21 protein-coding genes and 2 pseudogenes are annotated in these 25,099 nt (G+C 74.5%); 5 read left to right on the forward strand and 18 right to left on the reverse strand.

The features are described from left to right. Nucleotides 1-185: 185 nt before the first annotated feature. Entirely contained in the window at nt 186-1,841 is a 1,656-nt protein-coding gene (locus SXIN_RS12185; protein ID WP_192883582.1) for an alpha/beta hydrolase, read from the forward strand. Between the two features lie 218 nt (nt 1,842-2,059). Here SXIN_RS12185 and SXIN_RS12190 read toward each other — a convergent pair whose 3' ends face one another. The 4 genes from SXIN_RS12190 to SXIN_RS12205 are packed head-to-tail and all read right to left on the reverse strand — an operon-like array spanning nt 2,060 to nt 6,873. Then, nucleotides 2,060-2,824 (reverse strand): LutC/YkgG family protein, encoded by a 765-nt coding sequence (locus SXIN_RS12190; RefSeq protein ID WP_095756984.1) that lies wholly within the window; start codon nt 2,822-2,824, stop codon nt 2,060-2,062. Beyond that, nucleotides 2,821-4,353, reverse strand: a complete 1,533-nt coding sequence (locus tag SXIN_RS12195; protein ID WP_095756985.1) for a lactate utilization protein B — start codon at nt 4,351-4,353, stop codon at nt 2,821-2,823. The genes SXIN_RS12190 and SXIN_RS12195 overlap by 4 nt, the downstream gene beginning before the upstream one ends. After that, nucleotides 4,350-5,189: a (Fe-S)-binding protein gene (locus tag SXIN_RS12200; RefSeq protein WP_019710509.1), complete on the reverse strand. Its 840-nt coding sequence runs from the start codon at nt 5,187-5,189 to the stop codon at nt 4,350-4,352. Before SXIN_RS12200 ends, SXIN_RS12195 begins: the two co-directional genes overlap by 4 nt. A 22-nt stretch (nt 5,190-5,211) precedes the next feature. Beyond that, a complete protein-coding gene (locus SXIN_RS12205; RefSeq protein WP_019710510.1) occupies nt 5,212-6,873 on the reverse strand; it encodes an L-lactate permease in 1,662 nt (553 codons plus the stop codon). A 202-nt stretch (nt 6,874-7,075) separates the two neighbouring features. Here SXIN_RS12205 and SXIN_RS12210 point away from each other — a divergent pair, with 202 nt between their 5' ends. Continuing rightward, nucleotides 7,076-7,873 (forward strand): FadR/GntR family transcriptional regulator, encoded by a 798-nt coding sequence (locus SXIN_RS12210; protein WP_019710511.1) that lies wholly within the window; start codon nt 7,076-7,078, stop codon nt 7,871-7,873. 90 nt (nt 7,874-7,963) lie between these two features. Here the strand turns inward: SXIN_RS12210 and SXIN_RS12215 are convergent, their stop codons facing one another. The 4 genes and pseudogenes from SXIN_RS12215 to tsaB form a co-directional block, all read right to left on the reverse strand. Further along, the gene (locus tag SXIN_RS12215) at nt 7,964-8,227 is read right to left on the reverse strand and encodes a hypothetical protein (RefSeq protein ID WP_019710512.1); all 264 of its coding nucleotides are present in this window, start codon (nt 8,225-8,227) and stop codon (nt 7,964-7,966) included. Beyond that, a complete protein-coding gene (gene tsaD, locus SXIN_RS12220; protein WP_019710513.1) occupies nt 8,227-9,390 on the reverse strand; it encodes a tRNA (adenosine(37)-N6)-threonylcarbamoyltransferase complex transferase subunit TsaD in 1,164 nt (387 codons plus the stop codon). Before tsaD ends, SXIN_RS12215 begins: the two co-directional genes overlap by 1 nt. A 127-nt stretch (nt 9,391-9,517) precedes the next feature. Continuing rightward, nucleotides 9,518-10,108, reverse strand: a pseudogene (locus SXIN_RS12225) (GNAT family N-acetyltransferase); the annotation flags it as partial. A 143-nt stretch (nt 10,109-10,251) separates the two neighbouring features. Then, nucleotides 10,252-10,938 carry a tRNA (adenosine(37)-N6)-threonylcarbamoyltransferase complex dimerization subunit type 1 TsaB gene (tsaB, locus tag SXIN_RS12230; RefSeq protein WP_095756986.1) on the reverse strand — a complete coding sequence of 229 codons (687 nt, stop codon included), beginning with the start codon at nt 10,936-10,938 and terminating at the stop codon, nt 10,252-10,254. A 223-nt stretch (nt 10,939-11,161) separates the two neighbouring features. On the opposite strand from tsaB, the pseudogene SXIN_RS12235 reads away from it, so the two are divergent. The 3 genes and pseudogenes from SXIN_RS12235 to SXIN_RS12245 all read left to right on the forward strand — a co-directional run bounded on the left by SXIN_RS12235 (nt 11,162) and on the right by SXIN_RS12245 (nt 13,981). Further along, nucleotides 11,162-11,760, forward strand: a pseudogene (locus SXIN_RS12235) (IS607 family transposase). A gap of 27 nt (nt 11,761-11,787) precedes the next feature. Next, nucleotides 11,788-13,332 (forward strand): transposase, encoded by a 1,545-nt coding sequence (locus SXIN_RS12240; RefSeq protein ID WP_238153745.1) that lies wholly within the window; start codon nt 11,788-11,790, stop codon nt 13,330-13,332. Between the two features lie 67 nt (nt 13,333-13,399). Beyond that, complete coding sequence (locus SXIN_RS12245) at nt 13,400-13,981, forward strand: L,D-transpeptidase (protein WP_039817793.1); 582 nt, start codon at nt 13,400-13,402, stop codon at nt 13,979-13,981. Nucleotides 13,982-14,155: 174 nt separating this feature from the next. On the opposite strand, the gene SXIN_RS12250 is transcribed toward SXIN_RS12245, so the two are convergent. The 10 genes from SXIN_RS12250 to glmS form a co-directional block, all read right to left on the reverse strand. After that, a complete protein-coding gene (locus SXIN_RS12250; protein WP_095756987.1) occupies nt 14,156-14,374 on the reverse strand; it encodes a hypothetical protein in 219 nt (72 codons plus the stop codon). A gap of 222 nt (nt 14,375-14,596) precedes the next feature. Then, nucleotides 14,597-15,265, reverse strand: a complete 669-nt coding sequence (gene tsaE / locus SXIN_RS12255; protein WP_095756988.1) for a tRNA (adenosine(37)-N6)-threonylcarbamoyltransferase complex ATPase subunit type 1 TsaE — start codon at nt 15,263-15,265, stop codon at nt 14,597-14,599. 314 nt (nt 15,266-15,579) lie between these two features. Beyond that, nucleotides 15,580-16,833: an alpha/beta hydrolase gene (locus SXIN_RS12260; RefSeq protein ID WP_095758019.1), complete on the reverse strand. Its 1,254-nt coding sequence runs from the start codon at nt 16,831-16,833 to the stop codon at nt 15,580-15,582. Nucleotides 16,834-17,375: 542 nt separating this feature from the next. Continuing rightward, nucleotides 17,376-18,518: an alanine racemase gene (gene alr, locus SXIN_RS12265; protein ID WP_095756989.1), complete on the reverse strand. Its 1,143-nt coding sequence runs from the start codon at nt 18,516-18,518 to the stop codon at nt 17,376-17,378. A gap of 96 nt (nt 18,519-18,614) precedes the next feature. Then, nucleotides 18,615-19,460, reverse strand: a complete 846-nt coding sequence (locus SXIN_RS12270; RefSeq protein WP_019707862.1) for a L,D-transpeptidase — start codon at nt 19,458-19,460, stop codon at nt 18,615-18,617. Between the two features lie 336 nt (nt 19,461-19,796). After that, a complete protein-coding gene (locus tag SXIN_RS12275) occupies nt 19,797-21,425 on the reverse strand; it encodes an NAD(P)H-hydrate dehydratase (protein WP_095756990.1) in 1,629 nt (542 codons plus the stop codon). A 92-nt stretch (nt 21,426-21,517) separates the two neighbouring features. Beyond that, on the reverse strand, nt 21,518-21,802 hold the full coding sequence (locus tag SXIN_RS12280) for a DUF1540 domain-containing protein (RefSeq protein ID WP_019707861.1): 285 nt from the start codon (nt 21,800-21,802) through the stop codon (nt 21,518-21,520). Between the two features lie 202 nt (nt 21,803-22,004). Beyond that, nucleotides 22,005-22,757, reverse strand: a complete 753-nt coding sequence (locus SXIN_RS12285; protein ID WP_019707860.1) for a ZIP family metal transporter — start codon at nt 22,755-22,757, stop codon at nt 22,005-22,007. A gap of 108 nt (nt 22,758-22,865) precedes the next feature. Further along, entirely contained in the window at nt 22,866-23,234 is a 369-nt protein-coding gene (locus tag SXIN_RS12290; protein ID WP_019707859.1) for a holo-ACP synthase, read from the reverse strand. Continuing rightward, nucleotides 23,231-25,078: a glutamine--fructose-6-phosphate transaminase (isomerizing) gene (gene glmS, locus SXIN_RS12295; RefSeq protein WP_039820638.1), complete on the reverse strand. Its 1,848-nt coding sequence runs from the start codon at nt 25,076-25,078 to the stop codon at nt 23,231-23,233. Before glmS ends, SXIN_RS12290 begins: the two co-directional genes overlap by 4 nt. Nucleotides 25,079-25,099 lie beyond the last annotated feature (21 nt).

Genomic DNA, 25,099 nt, shown 5'->3' on the forward strand with positions numbered 1-25,099 from the left:
ACATCGTTCCGCACAGCATCCGGCACACGGCCTTCCAGCCTCTGGTCTCCCGGCTCCGGCCTCCGGCCTCCGGCCACGCTTCCCGTGACCGGGGTTCCGGCGCGGCCGGCGGACGGGCAGCGCCACGGGGCGGTGGAACGGCGTCGGCGGCGCTGCTGTGCCGCCGGCCAGAAGGGACCTCCCCCGTGTCACCTGCCACCCCTCCCCGCCACTGGCGAAGACTCGCCGCAGCGACCGCCCTGGCGTGCGCCGTGGGCGCCTTCGTCCCGCCCGCGGCGGCCGCGACCGCCGCGCCGGTCCCGGGCCGGGCGCCCGCACCCGCCCCCGTGCCCGCGGGAGCCGAACCGGGCACGGGTGCGGACACGGGCGCGGGCGCGTCCTCCGTGCCCCACCTGGACTGGGCCCCCTGCCTTCACACGCCCCGGTACCACTGCGCCACCGCCAGGGTCCCGCTGGACCACCGGCGCCCCCGGGGACGCACCATCGAGCTGGCCCTCATCAAGCGGCCCGCGGTCGAACAGCACCGCCGCATCGGCTCGTTGTTCTACCACCCCGGCCTGAGAGCCGACGGCACGGCGGCGCTCCGGGAGTCCTACGAGGAGTTCCCGCTCGCGGTGCGGAAGCGGTTCGACCTCGTGAGCTGGGACATGCGCGGCACGGGACGGTCCACGCCGGTCAGGTGCTTCCGCTCCACCGCCCAGGCGCTGCGCTGGGCCGAGAAGGTGCCGGACGGCTTCCCCGTCGGCGCGCGGGAACGCAAGGTGTGGATCAGAAGCTGGGCCGAGCTCGGACGGCGCTGCGCGGAGCGGGCCCCCGCCCTCCTCCGCCACATGTCCGCCGCCGACACGGCCCGCGACCTGGACCTGCTCCGGGCGGCCGTGGGCGACCGCGGGCTGAACTACCTCGGCACCTCCTACGGCACCTTCGCCGGCGCCACCTACGCCAACCTCTTCCCGCACCGGGTCCGGGCCATGACCCTGGACAGCAACGTCAACCCGCGGGAATGGGTGCGCCGGGGCTCCTGGCTCCCCACCTTCCTGCGGCAGGACTTCGACCTCGCCTCGGCCCAGGGCCTCTCCCGCTTCCTGGACCTCTGCGGCCGCAGCACACCGGACGACTGCGCCTTCTCGGCGGGCAACCCGCAGGCCACCCGCACCAAGTTCGAGCGGCTGCTGCACCGTCTGCGGCACGACCCCCAGGGATACTGGACCTACGCCGCGACCGTGTCCTTCGTCGTCGAACAGCTCCGTGACGTCGACCCGGGGTGGACCGAACTCGCCGACAAACTGCAGGACTTGTGGGAGAACAGCGGTCCCGCGGAGCCGGGATCCGGTCTCCGCGCCCGGACGCTCCCCGCACCCGCGCACGCCCCCGCGCACACGGACGACGACTACCCCGGCTACGAATGGCAGTACGCGATGATGTGCGGGGAGAGCCCGAACCCGCGCGATCCCCGGCGGTACCGCGCCATCGAGAGGTTCAGCCGGGCCCGCGCCGGTGACCCGGGCTCGTACTGGACGTGGCGCAACGAACCCTGCGCCACCTGGCCCGTCCGCGCCGCGAACCCCTACACCGGGCCCTGGGACCGGCAGACCGCCGCCCCGCTCCTGACGGTCGGCATCACCAACGACCCGACGACCCCGTACGAGGGCTCGCTGGCCATGACGCGGCAGCTCGCCGACGCCCGCCTCCTGACCGTCAAGGGCGACGGGCACATGGCCCTGATGAACCCGAGCGACTGCGTGAAGCGTCACGAGAGCCGCTACTTCGTCAAGGGCGTGCTCCCACCGCGCGGCACGGTCTGCCGCCAGGACCACCGGCCGTTCGGCCCGCTCGGCTGAGCCGGCCCCTCCCTCGCCCCACCCGCGGACGCCCCGCACCGGACGTGATTCCGGTGCGGGGCGCCCCCGTCTCCGTACAGGAAAAAGGCGGACCGGCCCGGCTTCCGTGCGGTGGAAGCCGGGCCGGTCCCGGTGGGCGCGGGTATCGGGACGCTGTGCGCGCGGGGTCCCCGATGCCCTGCCCCGGTCGGGGAGCCGGGCGGTCGGCGCCCGGGCCGTCAGCCGGTCACCAGCAGGACCTCCAGGGTGCGGGGGCCGTGGACGCCCTCGACGCGGCGGAGTTCGATGTCGCTGGTGGCCGAGGGGCCCGAGATGAAGGTGAGCGGGCGGGCCGGGTCGAGCCGCGCCATCGCCTCCGGTACGGACGCCACCACCCGGTCCGCGCGGATCACGCACAGGTGGTGATCCGGCACCAGGGTCAGGGCGCGCCGGCCCTGGCCCGGGCCGCCGTCGAGGACGAGGGTGCCGGTGGCGGCGATGGCGGTGACCGCCGTGGTCACCACGCCGTCCACCGCGTCGAGTTCGGTCACGGTCAGCGGCGGGTCGCCGTCCGGGAGCAGCCGGGGGACGTGTCCCGGGACCGCGCCCGGGGGCGGCTCCGGGCGCCAGTGCTCCGGGAAGCCCTCCGGCAGGACGACCCGGGCGGCGCCGCGTGCGGCCAGGGACTCGGCGATGGCGCCCGCCACCGCGTCGTCCGCGACCGTCCGCACCGTCGCCTTGTAGTCGACGAGACGGTCTTCGAGCAGCCGCAGCGCCTCGGGCGAGCCGGGGGCCTCGGGGCCGGACCGGGAGTAATCGCGCTCCACCGGGACGGCCTCGGGGACCGGCCCCGGCTCGGACGCTCCGGGTACGTCGGACAGGGCGCGGCGGATGCGGCCGAGGACCGCCGCGCGGGCCTCGGCGTTGCGCCGGGCCGCCGTTGCGGCGGGGCCCGGGGCGGGGGCGTGCCCGGGTGCGGGTTCGGGGGTACCGGGTGTGGTCATTGGTGAGTCCTCTTCCACCAGGCGCGGAACGATTCCTGTGGCGGGGCGGGGGTGTCGCGGGCGTCGCTCCAGGCGGAGAGCGGTCCGGGCAGCCGGCCGATCTTCCCCGGGGGCGCGTGGCCCCGTCCGGCGAGCAGCCGTCCGCCGAGGGAGCCGAGCCGCTGGGCGGCGGCGAGCCGGCGGGCGTCGGAGAGCACCCAGCGGGCGGCCTTCATGGCCATCCGTTCGGAGAAGGCGCCACGGCGCCGGTCCGGCTCCCGGGACGGGCCATCGCCACTCCCGCTCCCGGCGGTCCGGCCGGGAGCGGGAGCGTCGACGGCCCGTGGCCCGTCCGCGACCCTGGCCCGCAGATGGACCAGCACCTCCGGGATGTTGATCTTCACCGGGCAGACGTCGTAGCAGGCGCCGCAGAGCGTGGAGGCGTAGGGCAGGGACTTGTCCACCTCCGACCGCGTGCCGCGCAGCTGCGGTCCGAGGATCGCGCCGATCGGGCCCGGGTAGACCGAGCCGTAGGCGTGGCCGCCGACCCGCTCGTAGACCGGGCAGACGTTCAGACAGGCCGAGCAGCGGATGCAGTTGAGGGCCTGGCGGCCGATCTCGTCGGTGAGGACGTCGGTGCGCCCGCCGTCGAGGAGCACCAGGTGGAAGGCGCGCGGGCCGTCGCCGTCGGCGGTGCCGGTCCAGGTGGAGGTGTAGGGGTTCATCCGCTCGCCGGTGGAGGAGCGGGGCAGGAGCTGGAAGAAGACCTCCAGGTCCTGCCAGGTCGGCACCAGCTTCTCGATGCCGACGACCGAGATGAGGGTCTCGGGGAGGGTGAGGCACATCCGCCCGTTGCCCTCGGACTCGACGACGACGGCGGTGCCGGTCTCGGCGACGAGGAAGTTGGCGCCGGAGATACCGACCTTGGCGCGGAGGAACTTCTCCCGCAGATGGCGCCGGGCGGCGCCGGCCAGGTCGCGGGGCTCGTCGGTGAGGCCGTCCGGGGCGGGGGTGCCGTAGTCGCCCATGGAGCGGAGGAAGGTCTCGCGGATCTCCGAGCGGTTGCGGTGGATGGCCGGGACGAGGATGTGCGAGGGGAGGTCGTCGCCGAGCTGGACGATCAGCTCGGCGAGGTCCGTCTCGTACGCGGCGATGCCGGCCTCGGCCAGCGCCTCGTTGAGCCCGATCTCCTGGGTGGCCATCGACTTGACCTTGACGACCTCGGTCTCGCCGGTGGCCCGGACCAGATCGGTGACGATGCGGTTGGCCTCGTCGCCGTCCCGCGCCCAGTGCACCACGCCGCCGGCCGCGGTGACCTTCTCCTCCAACTGGAGGAGGTAGCGGTCGAGATGGCGCAGGGTGTGCTCCTTGACGGCGCGTCCGGCCTCGCGCAGCTCCTCCCAGTCGCCGAGTTCGCCGACGACCGCCGCCCGCTTTCCGCGGATGGTGCCGGTGGCGTGCGCGAGGTTGCGGCGCAGCTGGGTGTCGGCGAGTGCCGTCGCGGCCCCTTCGGGGAAGGCCGGCATACCGACGAATGTTCCGCCGCTCATCGCTTCGCCCCCCTCGTCGTACCGGTTGTCTTCGCAGCGGACTTCGGCTTCCCGGACTTCGGCTTCCGTGAGCCGTTGACGGCGGCGGCCGGCGTCCCGGGTGCCGGGTCCGCCTCCGTACTGGCGAGGATCTCCGCCAGGTGCAGGGTGCGCACGCCGGTGCGCTGCCGGGACAGCGCACCGCCGATGTGCATCAGGCAGGAGTTGTCGCCCGCGACGAGCACCTCGGCGCCCGTGCTCCGCACATGGCGGACCTTGTCGGAGCACATGGCGACCGAGGTGTCCGCGTTCTTCAGCGCGAACGTGCCGCCGAAGCCGCAGCACTGGTCGGCCTCCGGCAGCTCCACCAGGTCGATCCCGCGCACGGCGCGCAGCAGTTGGAGCGGCTTGTCGCCGACCCGCAGCATGCGCAGGGAGTGGCAGGTGGGGTGGTAGGTGACCCGGTGGGGGAAGTACGCCCCGACATCGGTGACCTTCAGTACGTCCACCAGGAACTCGGACAGCTCGTACACCTTCGGTGCCGCCGCCACGGAGGCGGCGAGCCCCGGGTCGCCGGAGATCTCGGCGACCCGGCCGTGGTTCTCGCGCACCATGCCGGCGCAGGAGCCGGACGGGGTCACGACGGCGTCGTAACCGGCGAAGACCTCGCCGAACGAGCGGACGAGCGGCACGCAGTCCCGCTGGTAGCCGGTGTTGAAGTGCATCTGCCCGCAGCAGGTCTGGTCCGGCGGGAACTCCACCGTGCAGCCGAGCCGCTCCAGCAGCGTCACCACCGCCCGGCCGGTGGCCGGGAAGAGGGTGTCGTTGAAGCAGGTGATGAACAGGGCGATTCGCATGAAAGGGATTCTCCGTCCGCCGTTACGGCAGCATCCAGGCCAGGACGTTGGACTGGAGGTAGACCAGGACGCACATGGCGAGCAGCAGTCCGAGGCTCCACTTGATGGCGCCGCGGAAGAGCTGGGACTCCTTGCCGACCAGGCCGACCGCCGTGGCGGCGATGGTGAGGTTCTGCGGGCTGATCATCTTGCCGACCACGCCGCCGGAGGTGTTGGCGGCGACCAGCAGGGTCGGGTCGAGGCCCGCCTTGGCGGCGGCCGCCTGCTGGAGGGTGGCGAAGAGGGCGTTGGCGGAGGTGTCGGAACCGGTGACGGCGACGCCCAGCCAGCCCAGGATCGGCGAGAGGAAGGCGAAGGCCGCGCCGGTTCCGGCGATCCAGGTGCCCATGGTGATGGTCTGGCCGGACATGTTGAGGACGTAGGCGAGGGCGAGCACGGTGGCGACGGTGAGCAGGGCCCAGCGCAGCTTGGTGACGGTGCCGCCGAACTCGCGCACGGTGGTGGCCGGGTCGACCTTGTAGACGAGCGCGACGAGCACGCCGGAGATCAGCAGCAGGGTGCCCGGGGAGGAGAGCCACGGCAGGGTGTAGACGGTGCTGGTGACCACGTCGCCCGCGGCGTTGAGGATGTTCCCGTCCAGACCGGGCCAGGGGATCTTCACATCGGTCGAGGCCAGGAACTCCTTGAGCGGCGTCCACAGTTTCGCCAGCGAGAAGATCGCGATGATGATCAGGTACGGCAGGAAGGCCATGAGGATGGAGCCCTCGCGGCGGTCCGAGGTGGCGTTGGCGGCCTCCTGGGCCTCGGCGGCCTCCGTGCCGAGCTCCTTCTCGGTGGCGGCCTTCAGCGACGCCTTGGCGTCCTGGCCGCCCTGCGGCTTCCAGACGCGGAGGAAGACGACCAGCGCGGCCAGGCCGATGAGCGAGGCGATGATGTCGGTGAGCTCGACGGAGATGTAGTTGGCGCTGACGAACTGGGCGAGGCCGAAGGCGGCACCGCAGACGAGGGCGGCGGGCCAGGTCTGCCGCACCCCGCGCCGGCCGTCGACGAGCGCCACCAGCAGCAGCGGGACGAAGAGGGCGAGCAGCGGGGTCTGCCGGCCGACGTAGGCGCCGATCTCGGTGTACGGGATCTTGGTGAGTTCACCGGCGGTGATGATCGGGATGGCGATCGCGCCGAAGGCCACGGGCGCGGTGTTGGCCACCAGGACGGTGATCGCCGCGCGGACCGGGGAGAAGCCGAGGGCCATCAGCATCACACCGGTGATCGCGACCGGGGCACCGAATCCGGCGAGCGCCTCGAGCAGACCGCCGAAGCAGAAGGCGATGATGACCGCCTGTATCCGGGGGTCGTCGCTGATCAGGCCGAAGGCCCGGCGGAGATCCTCGAAGCGGCCGCTGACCACGGTGAGCTGGTAGACCCAGATCGCGGTCAGCACGATCCACATGATGGGGAAGAGGCCGAAAGCCGCCCCCTGGGTCGCCGAGAGCAGGGCGAGGCCGGGGGCCATGCCGTAGCCGGCGACGGCGACCAGCACGGCCACGGCGAGCGAGACGAGGCCCGCCCAGTGCGCCTTCATCCTGAGGCCGCCGAGCAGGACGAAGAGGGTGAGCAGGGGAAGGGCGGCCACGAGGGCGGACAGGCCGAGGCTGTCCGCGATGGGAGAGAGATCAGGCTGGTACATACGGTCCTCTTGAGGGTTTGGTCAGACCATACCGATGGGGCGCGCACACGCTATTGAGCCAATCGCGAGGTGTCCAGAGGTTCGACCGGGTCAATTTGATTGGTCAGACCTTTCGCCTCCAGGACCTCACGTATGCTCACGGAGTGGGGCGAGGGGACCCGTCCCGTCCAACGACGGCCCTCGGAAAGGGAAGAAGCGTTCTATGCCTGACGCCGCGGCCTGGGAACCGGTGCCGCGTTCCCGCACCTTCGAACTCGTCCTGGCCCGCATCGAGGAGCAGATCCTCGCGGGCAATCTGCGGGTCGGGGACCGGCTGCCCCCGGAGCGGGAACTCGTCGACCTGCTGGGCGTCAGCCGCGCGGCCGTCCGCGAGGCCCTGCGCGTCCTGGAGGCCCACGGCGTGCTGCGCGCCCGGGTCGGCACCGGGCCGTCCTCCGGCAGCGTGATCGCGGCCATGCCCAGCGAAGGGCTCACCCAGCTGCTCCGGCTGCACATGGCGCTGGCGAACTTCCCGCTCGACGACGTCGTCGAGTCGCGCGCCACACTGGAACGGGCCAGCGCCCGCCTCGCCGCCCGGCGCGCCACCGTCGAGCACCTCGCGCGGATGCGGGCCGAGCTGGACGCCATGGACGAACCCGGGCTGTCCCGGGAGCGCTTCAACGACCACGACACCGCGTTCCACGTCGCCATCGCCGAGGCCGGCGGCAACCGGCTGATGACGGACATGACCGTCGCCGTGCGCAACGCCTTCCGGCACGTCCTGCTCAAGGCGTTCAACAAGATCGACGACTGGGAGGCGGTGGCGCGGCGGCTGCGCGGCGAGCACCGCGCCATCTACGACGCGATCGCCGCCGGGGACCAGGAGCGAGCGGGCGACCTGGTGGAGGCCCACATCCGCGGCTTCCACGGAGACATCATGCGGGGGAAGCTGGACGACTCCGACCTGAACGGCGGCGGCAGCGGGACCGGCGGCGTCGCGAGCGGGTCCGGACGGCGCTGAGGGACACGGCCGGGCGGGACCGGGCCGGCCCGGAACCCGGACGGGCCGGGGCGCGGGAGCCCCGCCCCGCGCCCGGCGTCCGCGCGCCGGTCAGCCCGTGCCGAGGGATTCGAAGCGCCAGCGGTGCACCGGGCGGGCCGCCAACTCCGGGCTGGGATCGGCGAGTTCGGGGACATCGGCGTCCAGCGGGGCGTCCCACCAGGTGATCACCAGCACCCGGTCGCCGGACGCGGCGAAGGTCTCACGGCGCAGCGGCGCCCGCTCGCCGTCGAGCCGCTGCTCGCGCACCCAGGCCAGCAGCTCCGCGGCGCGCCCCTCGGCGGCGCGGGCCTCCCACATCAGGGCCACGGTCATCAGTACAGATTCCCCTTGCTCAGCTCGTGGACGTGATCGTGAGAGTGGGTGTGCGAGTGCGAGTGGGTGTGCGCGTGCGCGGGCGTGTCTCCGCGGCCGTGCTCCGCCTCCGCGGGCTCCCCGCCCGGGACGTGCGGTTCCGTGACCGGGAGGGACGAGTCCGCGGACAGGTCCCAGGCCGAGACCGACCGGCCCCGGGCCACCATCTCGGCGCCCAGCGCGGCGACCATCGCGCCGTTGTCCGTGCAGAGCTTCGGCCGCGGTACGCGCAGCGTGATGCCCGCGTCCTCGCAGCGGCGCTCCGCCAGGGCGCGCAGCCGGGAGTTGGCCGCGACACCGCCGCCGATCATGAGATGGTCCACGCCGTTGTCACGGCAGGCGCGGACGGCCTTGCGGGTCAGGACGTCGGCGACCGCCTCCTGGAAGGACGCCGACACATCCGCCACGGGCACCTCCTCGCCCGCGTTCCGCTTGGCCTCGATCCAGCGGGCCACGGCCGTCTTGAGCCCGGAGAAGGAGAAGTCGTAGGCGGCGTCGCGGGGGCCGGTCAGGCCGCGCGGGAAGGCGATGGCGTCCGGGTCTCCGTCGCGCGCCATCCGGTCGATGACGGGGCCGCCGGGGAAGCCGAGGTTCAGGACCCGGGCGACCTTGTCGAACGCCTCGCCGGCCGCGTCGTCGATGGTCGAGCCCAGCGGCCGGACGTCACTGGTGATGTCCGGGGCGAGCAGCAGGGAGGAGTGGCCGCCGGAGACGAGAAGGGCCATCGTCGGCTCGGGCAGCGGTCCGTGCTCCAGCTGGTCGACGGCGATGTGCGAGGCGAGGTGGTTGACGCCGTACAGGGGCTTGCCGAGGGCGTACGCGTAGGCCTTGGCCGCCGAGACGCCGACCAGCAGGGCACCCGCCAGGCCGGGCCCGGCCGTGACGGCGATGCCGTCGAGGTCGCCGGGCGCGACCCCGGCCTCCTTCAGGGCGCGCTGGATCGTCGGGACCATCGCCTCCAGGTGGGCGCGGCTGGCGACCTCCGGCACGACCCCGCCGAAGCGGGCGTGCTCGTCGACGCTGGAGGCGACGGCGTCGGCGAGGAGGGTGTGGCCGCGGACGATGCCGACGCCGGTCTCGTCGCAGGAGGTCTCGATACCGAGGACAAGGGGCTCGTCAGCCATGGATGGTCGTTCCCTGTTCGTCTGGGTCCGCCGCCGGGGTGTGGCGGGTGCCGGCGGTGGTGGCGTGGCCGGTGCGGCCGGCGGTGGGTTCGGGCTCGTGTTCGGGCTCGGATGGGGGTTCGGGTGCCGTCCCGGATACGGACCCGGGTGCGCGGCCGGGGGCCGGGGCGTCCGGAGCGGCGGGGGCCGGCGCCGCGCGGCGCATGACCAGGGCGTCCACGTTGCCCGGCTGGTAGTAGCCGCGGCGGATGCCGAGGGGCCGGAAGCCGAAGCGCTCGTAGAGGCGCTGGGCGCGGGTGTTGTCGACGCGGACCTCCAGCAGCACCTCCTCGCACGCGAACGCCGAGGCGGCCGCGAGCAGTTCGGTCAGCAGGCGGGCGCCGAGGCCGGTGCCCCAGTGGGTGCGGGTGACGGCGATCGTCTGCACGTCACCCGTGCCGCCGGAGGCCGCGAGGCCGCCGTAGCCGACGATCCGGCCGGTGGCCGCCGGGGCGGCGACCGGCGGCGCGGCGCTCCCGGGCTTCCCGGTTCCGCCGGGCCCGGCGCTCCCGCCGGGCTCCCCGCCGGGGCCGGTCTCCTCGGCGACGAGGTAGCGGCGGGAGGCGTCCCTGCCGCGGGCATGCGCGAGTTCCGACCAGAACATGCCCTCCGTCCAGGCGTCCTCCGGGAACATCTCGCGCTCCAGGTCCAGCACCGCCGGGATGTCCCACCAGCGCATCTCGCGCAGGACGACGGCGGGTACGGGGGCGGCGGGCACGGGGGCGGACGCCGGGGCGTGCGCGCCGGTGCGCACACCGGGCGCAGCGCCCCCCGCCCCGCCGGCCGCCGTCCCGCCGCTGGCTCCGGGTGTCGGCGCGCCGGTCACCGTGGCGTGACCACCTTGTAGTTGGCCGGCACCTGGGCGTCCGGGCGGCGCAGATAGAGCGGCCGGACCGGCTCCCCGGCGCTCGCCAGGAACTCCGGGTCCCCGGCCGCGAGCCGTTCGGCGGCGAGAGCGGCCAGCGCGCCCGCCGACTGGTGTTCCGGCATCCCCTCCGGCACGTCGCGGAAGACGTCCCGGTAGAGCAGCGCGCCCGCGCCGACCGCCGGCCCGTCCGCGACCCGCTCCGCGATCTCGGCGGGGCGGTCCACGGCAGGGGCGGTGAGCCGGGTGCGGGCGTCGGCGTAGCGGGCCCAGTAGACCTCTTTGCGGCGGGCGTCCGTGGCCACGGTGAACGGGCCGTCGAGCCCGGCCCGCCCGGCGGCGTACGCGATGCCGTCGAGGGTGCACAGTCCGTACACCGGGGCGCCGGTCGCGGCGCCGAAGGCGGCCGCCGTGACCAGGCCGACGCGCAGTCCGGTGTACGGGCCGGGCCCGGCCCCGACGACGATGCCGGTCACCGAGAGCAGCTTCACCCCGGCCTCTCCGAGCACCCGGTCCACGGCGGGCATCAGCAGCTCACCGTGGCGCCGGGCGTCGACGCGGGACGCCTCGGCGAGGACGCGCTCACCGTCGTGGAGGGCGACGGTGACGGCGGGGGTCGCGGTGTCAAGAGCGAGCAGCAGCACGGGTACAGCCTACGGCGCTCCGCGCGGACCACGGCCCGGCCCGTGGCCCGCCCCGCCCGGGCCGCGGGCCCCGGTCTCCCGTCCGGCAGCGGAAGCGGGGGCGTGCCCGGGCACGGATCCGGGCAGGGCTCCGGCACGGGCGCGGGGCGGGGTCTTCAACTGCTTGTCTTTAAGGTCGAGTGAGTGTGCGTAACCATGTGTGAGTGAGTGTCGTTGTCAGAGCATGAATCTCACGGAATGGGCGAAGGCGCAGGGCGTGCATCCGCATGCCGCGTATCGCTGGTTCCGTGAGGGGACGCTGCCGGTACCGGCGGATGGGGGCACCTCCCGGACGGAGTCCGGGGGAGGGTCGGCCCGCGCACGATCCTCGTGAACGTGGGGGTCAATGCCGCGCTGGAGGCGATCGGCGGGCTGGGCCTGTATGCCCGTGTCTCCTCCCATGATCAGAAGACTGACCTGGAACGGCAGGTCGCCCGGCTGTCCCGGTGGGCGGCGCAGGCCGGCCACCGGGTGGTGGAGGCGGAGATCGCATCCGGTATGAACGGTGCCCGCCCCAAGGTCAAGCGGCTGCCGGCCGATCCGGACGTGACCACGGTGGTGGTCGAGCACAAGGATCGGCTGGGCCGGATGAACACCGAACTTGTCGAAGCCGCCTTGTCCGCGCACGGGCGCCGCCTCGTGGTACTTGATGACGGCGAGGTCGAAGACGATCTGGTGCGCGACATGGTGGAGGTGCTGACCTCGTTCTGCGCTCGCCGCTACGGTCGCCGGTCGGCGAAGAACCGGGCCCGCAAGACTTTGGAGGCCGCCGAGCATGGCTGACTCCGCACTGCGCACAATCGAGGCGCCATGTCCCAGCGGGATCGTGAGGTGCTGCCCCTGGTGGGCGCACACCTTGGTTCGCTGGCTTCCGTCGACCTCAAGACCCGTTGCCGGGCGGGTACCGATCACGACAGCGACCAGTGGGCGGAGCGTAAGCGGGCCCTGACCCGGGAGTCGTCCTCGCGCTGGGCCGGGAGTATCACGAAGGCCTCCCACGAACAGTGGAGCCTGGCGCGCCGTGCCCAGCTCGCCCACATCCACGGCCTTGAGGCCGGGGTGCGCACGATCGCGCACCGCCTGTCCCAGCCGGTCGGGGAGAAGGGCACGAAGCGGGCGCCGGGCGGCTACCGCACGAAGCAGGAGTGGTTCCACAAGACCCGGCGCCTACACGTGCTGGAAGACCGGCTGGAGCGCGAGCGGTCCGATCGTGAGGCCGGTGTCGTGCACGTGGCGCGGGGCGGGAAGCGACTGGCCCGCAACCGGCACGATCTGCAAGCCGCCCAGCTGACCGAGTACAAGTGGCGCAGGCGCTGGGATGCCGGACGCTGGTTCCTCCAGGCAGACGGGGAGTCGGGGAAGCGTTTCGGGAACGAGACCATCCGCGTCAGCTCCGACGGCGAGGTCAGCATCAGGCTTCCGGCTCCGCTGGCGCACCTGGCCAACGCCCCGCACGGCCGGTATGTGCTCGACGGCCGGATCACCTTCCGGCACCGCGGCGAAGAGTGGGCCGACCGCGTGACGGCGAACCGTGCTGTCGCCTACCGCATCCACCTGGACGCGGACCGGAACCGCTGGTACCTCACCGCGTCGTGGACGATCCCGCCGGCCCAGACCGTTCCCCTGACCGCAGCCAGAGCGAACGGGCTCATCGGTGTGGACACCAACGCCGACCACTTCGCAGCGTGGCGTCTGGACGAGCACGGCAACCCGACGGGTGAGCCCCGCCGATTCCTCTACGATCTCGACGGGCCGGCCACCTACCGGGACGCCCAGGTCAGGCACGCCCTCACCCGCCTCCTTCACTGGGCACGGCGCGAAGGCGTCTCCATCGCGATCGAGGACCTGGACTTCGGCGCGGACAAGACGCGGGAGAAGCACGGCCGCAAGAAGCGGTTCCGCAAGCTGATCTCCGGTATGCCCGTCGCCAAACTGCGGGCACGGCTCGTGTCCATGGCCGCCGGCCTCGGCATCACCATCGTCGTCGTCGACCCCGCCTACACCTCCCGCTGGGGCGCCGAGCACTGGCAGAAACCCCTCAGCAGCAAGAACCGCAAGACCACCCGCCACGACGCCGCCGGCGTCGCGATCGGGCGACGCGCTCTCGGGCACCGCGTCCGGCGACGGACGGCACCGCCCCCACACGACCAGAGAGATCGTGTGGGGCATCGGACCGCCCAGGCCGGACACGGCACCCGCGGGCGTGAGGAAACCCGCCCCCGCATCCCCGGACCACGGACACGATCCGTGTCGCCGGACGCGGCGCGAACGCGGGTGACCAGCGCATCCACAACCGTTCGGGATGCGCCAGCTGACCAGGCATGGGTCCAAGACTCACTCCTGCTCGCTGATTAGGAACGGTTCCGGCGGTGCTAACGTCGGGCCCACGCACGTACGACGGTACGAAAAGGTGGTCGCAGGGGTGGCAGTGAGCAGCTCGGGGAAGATCGTGGCCGGGCTGACCGCGGTGGCTCTCGCCGCGGTCGGATTCCTGGCCTACCAGGCTGCCGCCAGCGCCTCCGACCGGCCGGCCGCCCCCAAGGACCGCGCCGCCGCCTCGGCCTCGCCCGAGCCCGGCAGCAGCGAGGACGCCGGACCGGAGAGCGGGGAGACGGCGGACGAGGAACCGGCCGTGCCCGCGGACTCCGGCACCGGGTTGCGCGTCGTCTACTCGCTGGGCGCCGAGCGGGTGTGGCTGGTCGGCGAGAACGAGCAGCCCACCCGGACGTACGAGGTCTGGCCCAGCGCCGTGAGCCCGGCACCGGGCGAGTACGCGGTGGTGTCGCGCGCGGAGAGCGTCGCCGGGTCGGACGGCGTGCCGATCGAGCACTCGGTGGTGTTCACGGCCACCGAGGGCGTGGTCATCGGGTTCAGCGCCGCGGTGGACGGCTCCAAGCCGGACCCGGACGCGGGGAAGACCGGCGGGATACGGGCCACGCGCGAGGACGGCGAGGCGATGTGGAAGTTCGCGCCCGTCGGGACGAAGGTCGTCGTGGTTCCCTGAGCCCCTTGTCCGGAGGCGGCCCGGGGGTTTCTTCCGGCCCGGTTCGCCCCGCCGTGGGCTGCGCGGCGCGGGTGGTTCCCCGGCGCCCGCACGGCCGCGCGGAGTCGGCGGGCGTCCCGTTCCCGGTTCGCTTCCGGCCCGCTTCCGAAGATCAGAGCGAGGGCGGAATCCGCGTCAGGCGGCTTGACGCACGGTGGCCGCGCCCGGGGTACCGGGGCGGCCGTCCCGGGCACCGCCGGCGTTCCCGGCACGGCTCTCCTCCGGGCCCTTCGGCGGGGTGGAGACGGCCGCGGCCGCCGCGCAGGCGGCGAGCAGGCGGCTCACCGACGGCGGCCGGCCCTCGGGACGGGTGCCCGGTGCCGCCGCGTCGGCGGCGGGCTCATGGCGCTGCATGGTGCCTCCCGGGGAGCTCCGGTAAAAACGTTCGGAGGATGGGTTAGGTTCACCTAACCACACTCCTCTCCCATGGGACCACGCCCGGCGCCGTCGGCGCAACATCTTGCCGACACGATGTCGGAACGTGCCCCCGGAGTTTCCCCGGACGCCCGCGCCGGATGCCCCTCCGGCTCCCCGGCCCGCCCGGGCAGCCCCGTGCGTCCCGTCCGTCCCGTCCGTTCAGCCGCGGCCGCCCGACCCGTCCGCCCCGTCCGATCCATCCGATCCATCCGATCCGTCCGACCGGCCGGGCAGGTCCATGAGGGGCGACAGACCGGCGGCCGCCCAGCGGTGGCCGACGCCCGTCACGGAGACCTCGCGCACGTCGTCCCCGGCCGCCGCCTCGTCCGGGCCCGGGCCGTCGGCGCCCTCCGCGCGCTCGATGACCACGTGCAGCCGGTCCTCCGACAGTTCCTCCATCCGGCCCTCGCCCCACTCCACGACGACCACCGACTCGGGCAGCGACACGTCCAGATCGAGATCCTCCATCTCGTCCAGGCCACCGCTCAGCCGGTACGCGTCCACATGGACCAGGGCCGGGCCCGCGCCGAGCGGCGGGTGCACCCGCGCGATGACGAAGGTCGGGGAGGTGACCGCGCCGCGCACGTTCAGGCCCTCCCCCAGACCGCGCGCGAGCGTCGTCTTGCCGGCGCCCAGCTGGCCGGTGAGGAGGACGAGATCGCCGGGGCGCAGCAGCCGGGCCAGTCGGCGGCCGAGCTCGCGCATCGCGTCGGGGGTGCGGACGGTCAGCCGGACCGGGGGTGCGGCGGCTGCCGGGTCCGCGGGGGTGACGGTGTCCGCGCCGGTACCCGCGCCCGGGGCGCGGCTCGTGTCGTACGGGGCTTCCATCTCTCTCCTTGCGTGGTCCCGTCCCGCCTTCGCACGGGAGGGAGGCGTCCAGCTTCCTCCGGTGCCCGAGGCGGCGGAGGGCCGGGCGGGAACCGCCCCTTCGGGCCGGGAGGGGCACTGCGGCCGATGGTACGAGCCGCACGGCCGGGGCGCCGCCGGGACGCCTGCGGTGCGCCTTCCGCGCGGGGGCCGTGACGCACCGCCGGGCGCCGGCCGGGAACGGCCGGGCGGACGCACCGCGGTGGCCGCCCGTGCCGCGGGGAGCCGGAACGCCGCCCGGCGGCAGGCGGGTGCCGGTGGCCGGAAGGCCCCGGCTACTGGCTGCGGGCCGGGCGCTGCGGCCGCCGCTTCCGCGGCGCCCCGCGCACCGCGGCGGCGCGGGTGATCAGCTCGGCCAGCCGGTCGTTCACCGTCTCCGGGTGCTCCAGCATCACCAGATGACCCGCGTCCGGGACGAGCACCAGTTCGGCGTCCGGCAGCGCTTCGGCGATCGCCTGACTGTGCGAGGCGGGGGTGACCAGATCCCGGTCGCCGCTCAGCACCAGGACGGGCAGGCCCGCGAAGACGGCCAGCGCGTCCGCCTTGTCGTGCTCGTGGAAGGCCGGAAAGAACTCCGCGACCACGTCGATCGGCGTCGACTCGATCATCCGTTCGGCGAAACGGGCCACCGCCGGGTCCACGTGCCGCGAGCCGAAGGAGTACCGCTTGACGATCCCCGTGAAGAGGTCGGCGGTCGCCCGCCGGCTCCGCTCCACCAGGTCCACCCGCGAGCCCAGCACCCGGAGCACCCCGGGCAGCATCCGCCGCACCGCGTTCACCCCGGCCACCGGCAGCCCGAAGTTGACCTCCCCGAGCCCGCCCGCCGACGTGCCGATGAACGCGACGCCCGCGACCCGCTCCCGCACGTACTCCGGGTAGTGGGCGGCCAGCGCCATCAGCGTCATGCCGCCCATCGAGTGGCCGACGAGCACCACCGGGCCCTGCGGCACGGCGGCGTCGAGCACGGCCCGCAGGTCGCGCCCGAGCTGGTCGATCGTCACCGGGACGCCGTCCGCCTGCGCCATGCCGCGCTGGGAACGGCCGTGGCTGCGCTGGTCCCAGTGGACCGTGCGGACCACACCGTTCATCGCCGCGCGCTGGAAGTGGAAGGAGTCCTGGTTCAGGCAGTAGCCGTGGCAGAACACCACGGTGAGCGGGCCGGGCCCGCGGCGCCCGAAGAGCCTGCGGCGGCGGTGGGCCGCCGGCTCGGGCTCCGCCTCGTGGACCTCGTAGCGGAGCACCGTGCCGTCGTCCGCCACGGCCTCGCCGGGGGTGCCGCGCAGCGCGCCGTACGGGCCGGCGGTGTCGAGGGCGAGCCGGGCCTTGCGGCGCATTCCGCGGTGGACGGTCAGCCGTTCGATCGCGACACCGGCCGCGGCGGTCGCGGCGACGACGCCGAGCGCCGTGCCCGCCAGGCCGACGCGGCGCCGGTGCCCGCCGTGAGCGGCATGACCGCCCGCGGCCACGGCGGACGCCGCGGCGTCCAGTACCGCACCGGCTGCCGGCTCACCGGCAGTGATCTCAGCCATCGTCGTGCCGCTCCTCGTCGTCCGTCCCTCGCCCGGCGGCCGGCCGCTTCCCGGCCGTCGTCCGCCGTCCGCCTCTGCACCGCCTCGCCCGCCACAGCGGCCGTATGCCCCGGATCGGGGCTGGCCGATGCCCGGCACCCCTCCCCGGCGCTCCCCCACGGGTTCCGGGGGCGCGGTCCGCCGCGCGGGGCGGCGGACCGGCGGTCCGTTCCGGGCAGCGACGATACGGGTTCGGCCACCGGGCGGGGGAGCCTCCCCGTGTACCGATCGCGTTCCCCGGGCCGCGCGGGAGGTGTGTCTCAGAAGTCCCACGGGTCCCGGGGTCCTGTACGGACAACACCGCGGGGCCCGTTCCCCGTTCCCGGTGCCGGTGATCCGGCCCCCCCGGCCTCCTGGCCCCCGGCGCCGGGGGCCGGACCGGCGGGCGCGCCGGCAGCCGCACGGAGCCCGCGGCGTCTCCGGGACGGGCGGGAGGCGGGCGGCCACCGGGGGCACAGGGGCCCGGGGCCACCGGGTCGCCGAGGCCCGCGCCCCCGCGGCCCCTATCCGCCGTCCGCGTTCACATACACCCGGGGCACCCTCGCCCCGATCCGGGTGACGATCTCGTACGCGATCGTCCCGGCGGCCTGCGCCCAGTCCTGGGCGGTCGGCTCGCCGGCGTCGCCCGGGCCGAACAGCACGGCCTCGTCGCCCGCCTCGGCGGTGTCGCCGCCCAGGTCGACGACGAACTGGTCCATGGCGACCCGCCCCGCGACGGTCCGCCACTTGCCGCCGACCAGGACCGGGCCGGTGCCCGACGCGTGCCGCGGAACGCCGTCCGCGTAGCCGACGGGCACCAGGGCGAGGGTCGTCTCCCCGGCGGTCACGTAGTGGTGGCCGTAGCTCACGCCGTGCCCGCCCGGGACCCGCTTGACGTTCGCCAGCCGCGCGGAGAGCGTCATGGCCGGGCGGAGACCGAAGTCACCCGGCTGGCCGACCTCCGGGCTCGGCGAGATCCCGTAGACGGAGATCCCGGGCCGCACCAGGTCGAAGTGCGCCTCGGGGAGCGTCAGCGTCGCCGGGGAGTTGGCCATGTGGCGCACCTCCGGCCGCAGCCCGGCGCGCTCCGCGGCGGCCAGGGCCGCCCGGAAGGACTCCAGCTGCGCGGCGATCGACGGGTGGCCCGGCTCGTCGGCGCAGGCGAAGTGCGACCAGACGCCGGTCACCTTCAGCACGCCCTCGGCCTCGGCGGCCCGCGCGGCGGCGGTGAGCGCGTCCCAGTCGTGCGGCTGGCAGCCGCCCCGCCCCAGGCCGGTGTCCGCCTTGAGATGGATCCGGGCGGTGCGGCCGCAGGCGCGGGCGGCGTCCGCGGCCTCGCGGAGGGCCCACAGGGCACTTGCCGAGACGTCGACGTCCGCCTCGATCGCCTGGCGCCAGGGCCCGCCGGGGGTCCACAGCCAGCACAGCAGCCGGCCCGTGTCGCCCGCCGCGCGCAGGGCCAGCGCCTCCTGCGGCGTGGCGGTGGCCAGCCAGCTCGCGCCGGCCTGCCGGGCGGCGCGGGCGCAGGGCAGCGCGCCGTGGCCGTACGCGTCGGACTTGACGACGGCCATCAGTTCGGAGCGGGGTGCGCGGGCCCGCAGCGCCCGGACATTGGCCCGGAGGGCGCCGAGATCGATCTCGGCACGGGCCCGCATCTCTTCGTTCATCGGGTTCAGTGTCTCACCGGCCCGGCGGGACGTCCCCGCCGAGGGAGCGGCGGGCGCGGGCCCGGGGCCGGCGGGCTCACGGGCGGGCCGCCGGGCTCAGGTCCCGGCGCGGCGGCCCCAGATGTAGACGCGGTCCCCCACCCGCAGCGTCTCCCACAGCCGCTTCGCGTCGGCCCCGGTGAGATTCACACAGCCGTGCGAACCGCCGTCCGGGTCGTAGACGTCGTCGCGCACCCCGTGGAACGCCTGCCCGCCGTTGAAGAACTGGGCGTACGGCATCGGCGTCTTGTAGATCGTCGAGACGTGCTTCTCGTTCCGCCAGGAGATCCGGTTCCAGCCGGTACGGGTCGGGCGCCCGTCCTTGCCGCTGCGGATCGGCACCGGCCCGAGCAGCACCTTCCTCCCCTGCTGCACCCACATCAGCTGGCGCGGCAGGTCGACGCAGGCGATGCGGTCCCTGGTCTCCGGGCACCGGCCGCCGGCGTTCGGGTCCCGGCGTGCCTCGACGACGCGGAGGTGGCTCCGGGTCTTCACGCCCGCGTAGCCGGGGACGGCCGGGCGCAGCTTCTCGCGCCGCTGCCAGGCGCTGATGGCGCGGCAGTCCGCCTCCGACTGCCGGCCGTCCGCGGGCAGTCCCAGGAACTCCTCCACCCTGCGCTGGTACGGGCCGGCCGGAGCGGTGCAGGGGCCGGCGCCGGGGCCGGGCGAGGCGGACGGACCGGCCGAGGGGCCCCGGGAGGCCGGGGCGGCCGAAGAGGCTCCGGGGTCATGGGGCGGCGCACCGTCGTCGGCGCGTGCGTGCTGCTGTCCGTGCCGGGGGCTGCCGTTCACGGCCGGTGACGGCCGTCCCTGCTCCGCCACCACGGCGCCGCAGCCCGCCACCGGCAGCAGGACCGCCGCCGCGGCCGCCCAGCGCCCGTACCTTCTCGCCGCAGGACCCATACCGGCTCCCCGTACCTCTCCACGGCGGCCGCCGCGATCCGGCGGCTCACCGGCGCGCGGCCGATCCATCGGATGATCGGAACGGAAGGACCATCCCGCCGGCCGCCGGGCGGCACACCGCCACCCCCGGCGCCCCACCCGGTTGCCCCAGGACTTTCACCCGGATCACGGGACGCCGGGCGGCGGCTGCCGGTGCCGCCCGGTGCCCGGTGCCCGGTGCCGGACGCGATCACGCCGCCCGGTCCTCCGGCTCCCACCGGTGAGAGGCCATGGGCGGACGGGTCCCACCGGGTCGGCCGGACGAGCCGGAGGCGGACGGCGAGCCGGTGACGAGGGCTAAGCAGTGGCCGAGGCGACATCGCGCCAGGCCGTCACCAGTGCCGCCGCCACATCGGACGCCCCCACGGGCGCCCCCGTGCGCCCCGCCGCCAAGCGGCCCGCCAGTCCGTGCAGATACGCGCCCGCCGAGGCCGCGTCACGGGGTTCCAGGCCCGCCGCCAGCAGCGAGGCCGTCAGCCCGGACAGCACGTCGCCGGTGCCCGCCGTGGCCAGCCAGCCGGTGCCCGTCGGGTTGGCCCGTACCGGCCCGTCGGCGGCGGCGACCAGCGTCGTCGAACCCTTGAGCAGCACGGTCGCGCCGAACTCCGCCGCCAGCCGCCGCGCCGAGGACAGCCGCGACGCCTCGACCTCCTCACGGGCCGCGCCCAGCAGCGCGGCCGCCTCGCCCGCGTGCGGGGTCAGCAGCGTCGGCGCCGTCCGGCGCCGCACCTGCTTGCGGTCCAGCAGGCGCAGCCCGTCCGCGTCCACCAGCACCGGCACGTCCGAGGCCAGGACGTCCTTCACCGCCCGGCGCGCCTCCGGCCCGTCCCCGATGCCGGGGCCGACGGCCCAGGACTGGACGCGGCCCGCCTTCGCGGGCGGTCCCCCGTGCACCAGGGTCTCGGGGAAGCGGGCGATCACCGCGTCCCCGGCCGGGCCGACGTACCGCACGGCGCCCGCCCCGCCGCGCAGGGCGCCCGCCACGGCGAGCACCGCGGCGCCCGGGTAGCGCGCCGAGCCCGCCACCACGCCGGTGACTCCGCGCCGGTACTTGTCGCTCTCGCCGGTCGGTACGGGCAGCAGCGCGGCCACGTCGGCGTGCTGCGGCGCCTCCAGTTCGGGGACGTCCGGCAGGTACGGGGCCAGGCCGATGTCCACCAGCCGCAGCGCGCCCGTGTGCCCGGCCCCGGGGTCGATCAGCAGGCCGGGCTTGTAGGTGCCGAAGGTGACCGTCGCGTCGGCCCGTACGGCCGTTCCCGTGATCTCGCCGGTGTCGGCCTCCATGCCGCTGGGGAGGTCCACCGCCACGATCGCCGCCCCGGACTCCCGTGCGGCGAGCGCCAGTTCGGCCGCGGCGGGGCGGAGTCCGCCGTGCCCTCCGATGCCGACGATCCCGTCGAGGACGAGATCCGCCCGGCGTACAGCCGCCAGGGCGGCACGGCCGGCCGGCCGGCCGGCGGTACCGGTTCCCCTCCGGTCAGTTCTCTCGCCGGCCCTCCCGCCGGCCCTGCGGCCGCCTCCGGCCCCGGCATCCGCGGACCCCGTCCCCGCGGCCCGGGCGTCCGCCGTCTCGCCCGCCCCCTCCGTCTCCGCCGGTTCCCCGGCCGCCGGCACCGCCCGGCCGCCCGCCGCGCGCAGGGCGGCGAGACCACCGGCATGGGTGCGGTCCGCGGAGAGCAGAACGGCGGTGACACCGGCCCCGCGCCGGGCCAGCCGGGCCCCGGCGTAGAGGGTGTCACCGCCGTTGTCACCGCTCCCCACCAGCAGCGCGATCCGCGCTCCGTACACCCGTCCGGGGCCCAGCAGTCCGGCGCACGCGGCCGCGAGTCCGGCGGCCGCGCGCTGCATGAGCGCCCCCTCCGGAAGGCGCGCCATCAGCGCGCGCTCGGCTGCCCGTACGGTTTCCACGCTGTACGCAGTTCTCATGTCCCCCAGTGTCCAGGTCCGCGGGCCGGTCCGGCCGCTCCCGGCGCACCCGGTCCGGCCACCGTCATCACGTCACCGGGACCGGACGCCGGCTACGCGGGCGCGTAGGTGAGGCAGTCGGCCGCGTTCTGCTGGAAACCGACGGTGATGCCCGGTGCCCGGCACTCCAGCTGGTCGTTGTGCCGGCATTCGGACATCTTGCAGGCACCGACCCGGCCGGTGGACGACATGTCGCCGCCCCTGGCGCCGGAGTCGATATACGTGTCGCAGTGCGCGTGGCCGGGATCGCCCACGGTGATGGCGAGCGCGTGGCAGGTGCTCTCCCGGTTGTACGCGCAGGAGGTGGCCGCGCAGTCATTGATGATCGGCATGTCCATCAGGGGTCCTCCGGGGGTGTGGGGGGCGGGGCGGTCCGGCGGCGGGCCCGGACCGCCCACGAGCCCACCGGATCGAGCCTCGCAAGGGGCACCCGCGCCGACCAGCGGAAGGACGCCGAACGGGGTACGGGCACCCGCGCCCCGCCCCGTGCCGCCCCGTCTCCCCACGCCCGTGCCTCACCGGACCGGCCGGCGGCCCCGGTCAGGAGATCAGCAGGGCGAGGGCCAGCAGCGTTCCCAGCCCCACCGCGAAACTCGCCGTGTGGAGCACCTTCTCGCGCGGTACCGGCGAGGTGGTGATCTCGGGCAGCAGGTCGGCCAGGGCGATGTAGACGAAGTTGCCGGCGGCGAAGGGCACCAGCACCGCCACGTCGACCTGCCCGGCCAGGCCGTAGGCGATCAGCCCGCCGAGCGGAAAGGTGAGCCCCGAGGCCAGATTGAAGGCCAGCGCCCGGCGGGAGCTCCACCCGCTGTGCACCAGCACGCCGAAGTCGCCGAGTTCCTGGGGCACTTCGTGCGCGGCCGCGGCGAGCCAGGTCGCCACACCGAGCCGGACGTCGACGACGAACGCGCCGCCCACCGCCAGGCCGCCGATGAAGTTGTGCAGCCCGTCGGCGACGAGGATCAGCGGGCCGAGCGGCCGGCCCCGGGGGACCCGGTGCGCCCCCGGCGGCCGGTGGCAGTGGTGCCAGTGCAGGAACTGCTCCAGCACCAGGAAGAAGAACAGGCCCGCCGCGACCCACGCGTAGACGCCCAACCCGTTGCCGAGCACGCGCACCGCCCCGGGGAGCATGTGGAACAGCGCGCCGCCGAGGAGTGCGCCCGCCGCCAGGCCGACCAGCGGCAGCACCACTCGCTCGAAGAGCCGTTCGGGCAGCAGCAGCGCCACCGCCCCCGACAGGGCCAGACCGCTCATGGCCAGGCCCGACAGGACGATCCACCACAGCACGGGCATACCCGGACGCTACCGCCCCCGTCCGGCCCGGCGGCATAGGCCGTCCGGCCCGTGCCGCCGGGGTTCCGCCTCGCGGCGGCACGGGCCGGACGGCGGCCGGACGGCGGCTCAGCCCTCCGCGATGACCACCGCCGACGCGACTCCGGCGTCATGGCTCAGCGAGACATGCCAGCCGGTCACCCCGAGCCGGGCCGCGCAGGCCGCGACCGTGCCCTTGACCCGCAGCGTCGGCCGTCCGTTCGACTCGGTGACGACCTCGGCGTCCGTCCAGGAGAGCCCCCGGGGCGCGCCCAGCGCCTTGGCCAGCGCCTCCTTGGCGGCGAAGCGGGCGGCGAGCGAGGCGACACCGCGCCGCTCGCCGCTCGGCAGCGTCAGTTCGTGGTCGACGAAGAGCCGGTCGGCCAGCGCGGGCGTACGCGCCAGCGCCTCGGCGAAGCGGTCGATCTCGGCGACGTCGATACCGACGCCCAGGATCACTCGACCGTCACCGACTTCGCGAGGTTCCTCGGCTGGTCCACCTCGTTGCCGCGGGCCGTGGCCAGTTCGCAGGCGAAGACCTGCAGCGGGACCGTCGCCACCAGCGGCTGGAGCAGCGTCGGGGTGGGCGGGATGCGGATCAGGTGGTCGGCGTACGGCACCACCGTCTCGTCGCCGTCCTCGGCGATGACGATGGTGCGCGCGCCCCGGGCCCGGATCTCCTGGATGTTGGAGACGATCTTGTCGTGCAGCACCGACCGCCCGCGCGGCGAGGGCACGACCACGACGACCGGGAGGTCCTCCTCGATCAGCGCGATCGGACCGTGCTTGAGCTCACCGGCGGCGAAGCCCTCGGCGTGCATGTAGGCGAGTTCCTTGAGCTTGAGCGCTCCCTCCAGGGCGACCGGGAAGCCGACGTGCCGGCCGAGGAACAGCACGGTGTTCTTGTCGGCGAGGCTGCGGGCCAGCTCCCGTACCGGCTCCATCGTGCCGAGCACCTGTTCGACCTGGACGGAGATCGCCGACAGCTCCTGGATGACGGAGTGGATCTCGTCGCCCCACTTGGTGCCGCGCACCTGGCCGAGGTAGAGCGCGACGAGGTAGCAGGCGACGAGCTGGGTGAGGAACGCCTTGGTGGACGCGACCGCGACCTCCGGCCCGGCGTGGGTGTAGAGCACGGCGTCGGACTCGCGCGGGATCGTCGAGCCGTTGGTGTTGCAGATGGCGAGGACGCGGGCGCCCTGCTCGCGGGCGTGCCGGAGCGCCATCAGGGTGTCCATGGTCTCGCCGGACTGGCTGATGGCGATGACGAGGGTGCGGTGGTCGAGGATCGGGTCGCGGTAGCGGAACTCGCTGGCCAGCTCGGTCTCGCAGGGAATGCGCGTCCAGTGCTCGATGGCGTACTTGGCGATCATCCCGGCGTGGAAGGCGGTGCCGCAGGCCACGATGACGATCTTGCCGATCTCGCGCAGCTCGGACGGCGGGATGCGCACCTCGTCCAGCAGCAGGGTGCCCGAGCCGTCGATCCGGCCGAGGAGGGTGTCGGCGACGGCCTTCGGCTGCTCAGCGATCTCCTTGAGCATGAAGTAGTCGTAGCCGCCCTTCTCGGCGGCGGAGGCGTCCCAGTCGACGTGGTACTCGCGGACGTCGGCCGGGCTGCCGTCGAAGTTCGTGACCGTCACGCCGTCCCGGCGGAGTTCGACCACCTGGTCCTGGCCCAGCTCGATCGCCTCGCGGGTGTGCGCGATGAACGCGGCCACGTCGGAGGCGAGGAAGGACTCGCCGTCGCCGACGCCCACCACCAGCGGCGAGTTGCGGCGCGCGCCGACCACCACGTCCGGCTCGTCGGCGTGCACGGCGACCAGGGTGAAGGCGCCCTCCAGCCGGCCGCACACCTGGCGCATCGCCTCGGCCAGGTCGCCGCAGGAGGAGAACTCCTCGGCCAGCAGGTGGGAGACGACCTCGGTGTCGGTCTCGGAGAGGAGCTGGTGGCCCCGGTCGGTCAGCTCGGCCCGCAGCTGGGCGAAGTTCTCGATGATGCCGTTGTGGACGACGGCGACGCGGCCCGCGTTGTCCAGATGCGGATGGGCGTTCGCGTCCGTGGGGGCGCCGTGGGTGGCCCAGCGGGTGTGGCCGATACCGGTGGAACCGGACGGCAGCGGGCGGCCCGCCAGCTCCTTCTCCAGGTTGGCCAGTTTGCCCGCCTTCTTCGCGGCGGCCAGCCCGCCGTCGGCGAGCACGGCGACCCCGGCCGAGTCATAGCCCCGGTACTCCAGGCGCTTCAGACCGGCGATGACAACGTCGAGGGCGGACTGCCCTCCCACATACCCAACGATTCCGCACATGACCGCAGCCTACGGCCCCGC

Source organism: Streptomyces xinghaiensis S187, assembly GCF_000220705.2.
GTDB classification, from domain to species: Bacteria; Actinomycetota; Actinomycetes; order Streptomycetales; family Streptomycetaceae; genus Streptomyces; species Streptomyces xinghaiensis.

Excerpts from the sequence above, each read along its gene's own strand:
- tsaD (WP_019710513.1), bottom strand. The coding sequence starts at position 9,390 with ATGGCTGACGAGCCCCTTGTCCTCGGTATCGAGACCTCCTGCGACGAG.
- SXIN_RS12215 (WP_019710512.1), bottom strand. The coding sequence starts at position 8,227 with ATGACCGTGGCCCTGATGTGGGAGGCCCGCGCCGCCGAGGGGCGCGCC.
- SXIN_RS12260 (WP_095758019.1), bottom strand. The coding sequence starts at position 16,833 with ATGGCTGAGATCACTGCCGGTGAGCCGGCAGCCGGTGCGGTACTGGAC.
- alr (WP_095756989.1), bottom strand. The coding sequence starts at position 18,518 with ATGAACGAAGAGATGCGGGCCCGTGCCGAGATCGATCTCGGCGCCCTC.
- SXIN_RS12240 (WP_238153745.1), top strand. The coding sequence starts at position 11,788 with ATGTCCCAGCGGGATCGTGAGGTGCTGCCCCTGGTGGGCGCACACCTT.
- SXIN_RS12200 (WP_019710509.1), bottom strand. The coding sequence starts at position 5,189 with ATGCGAATCGCCCTGTTCATCACCTGCTTCAACGACACCCTCTTCCCG.
- glmS (WP_039820638.1), bottom strand. The coding sequence starts at position 25,078 with ATGTGCGGAATCGTTGGGTATGTGGGAGGGCAGTCCGCCCTCGACGTT.
- SXIN_RS12195 (WP_095756985.1), bottom strand. The coding sequence starts at position 4,353 with ATGAGCGGCGGAACATTCGTCGGTATGCCGGCCTTCCCCGAAGGGGCC.
- SXIN_RS12190 (WP_095756984.1), bottom strand. The coding sequence starts at position 2,824 with ATGACCACACCCGGTACCCCCGAACCCGCACCCGGGCACGCCCCCGCC.
- SXIN_RS12250 (WP_095756987.1), bottom strand. The coding sequence starts at position 14,374 with ATGCAGCGCCATGAGCCCGCCGCCGACGCGGCGGCACCGGGCACCCGT.
- SXIN_RS12205 (WP_019710510.1), bottom strand. The coding sequence starts at position 6,873 with ATGTACCAGCCTGATCTCTCTCCCATCGCGGACAGCCTCGGCCTGTCC.
- SXIN_RS12275 (WP_095756990.1), bottom strand. The coding sequence starts at position 21,425 with ATGAGAACTGCGTACAGCGTGGAAACCGTACGGGCAGCCGAGCGCGCG.
- SXIN_RS12280 (WP_019707861.1), bottom strand. The coding sequence starts at position 21,802 with ATGGACATGCCGATCATCAATGACTGCGCGGCCACCTCCTGCGCGTAC.
- SXIN_RS12210 (WP_019710511.1), top strand. The coding sequence starts at position 7,076 with ATGCCTGACGCCGCGGCCTGGGAACCGGTGCCGCGTTCCCGCACCTTC.
- tsaE (WP_095756988.1), bottom strand. The coding sequence starts at position 15,265 with ATGGAAGCCCCGTACGACACGAGCCGCGCCCCGGGCGCGGGTACCGGC.
- SXIN_RS12285 (WP_019707860.1), bottom strand. The coding sequence starts at position 22,757 with ATGCCCGTGCTGTGGTGGATCGTCCTGTCGGGCCTGGCCATGAGCGGT.
- SXIN_RS12270 (WP_019707862.1), bottom strand. The coding sequence starts at position 19,460 with ATGGGTCCTGCGGCGAGAAGGTACGGGCGCTGGGCGGCCGCGGCGGCG.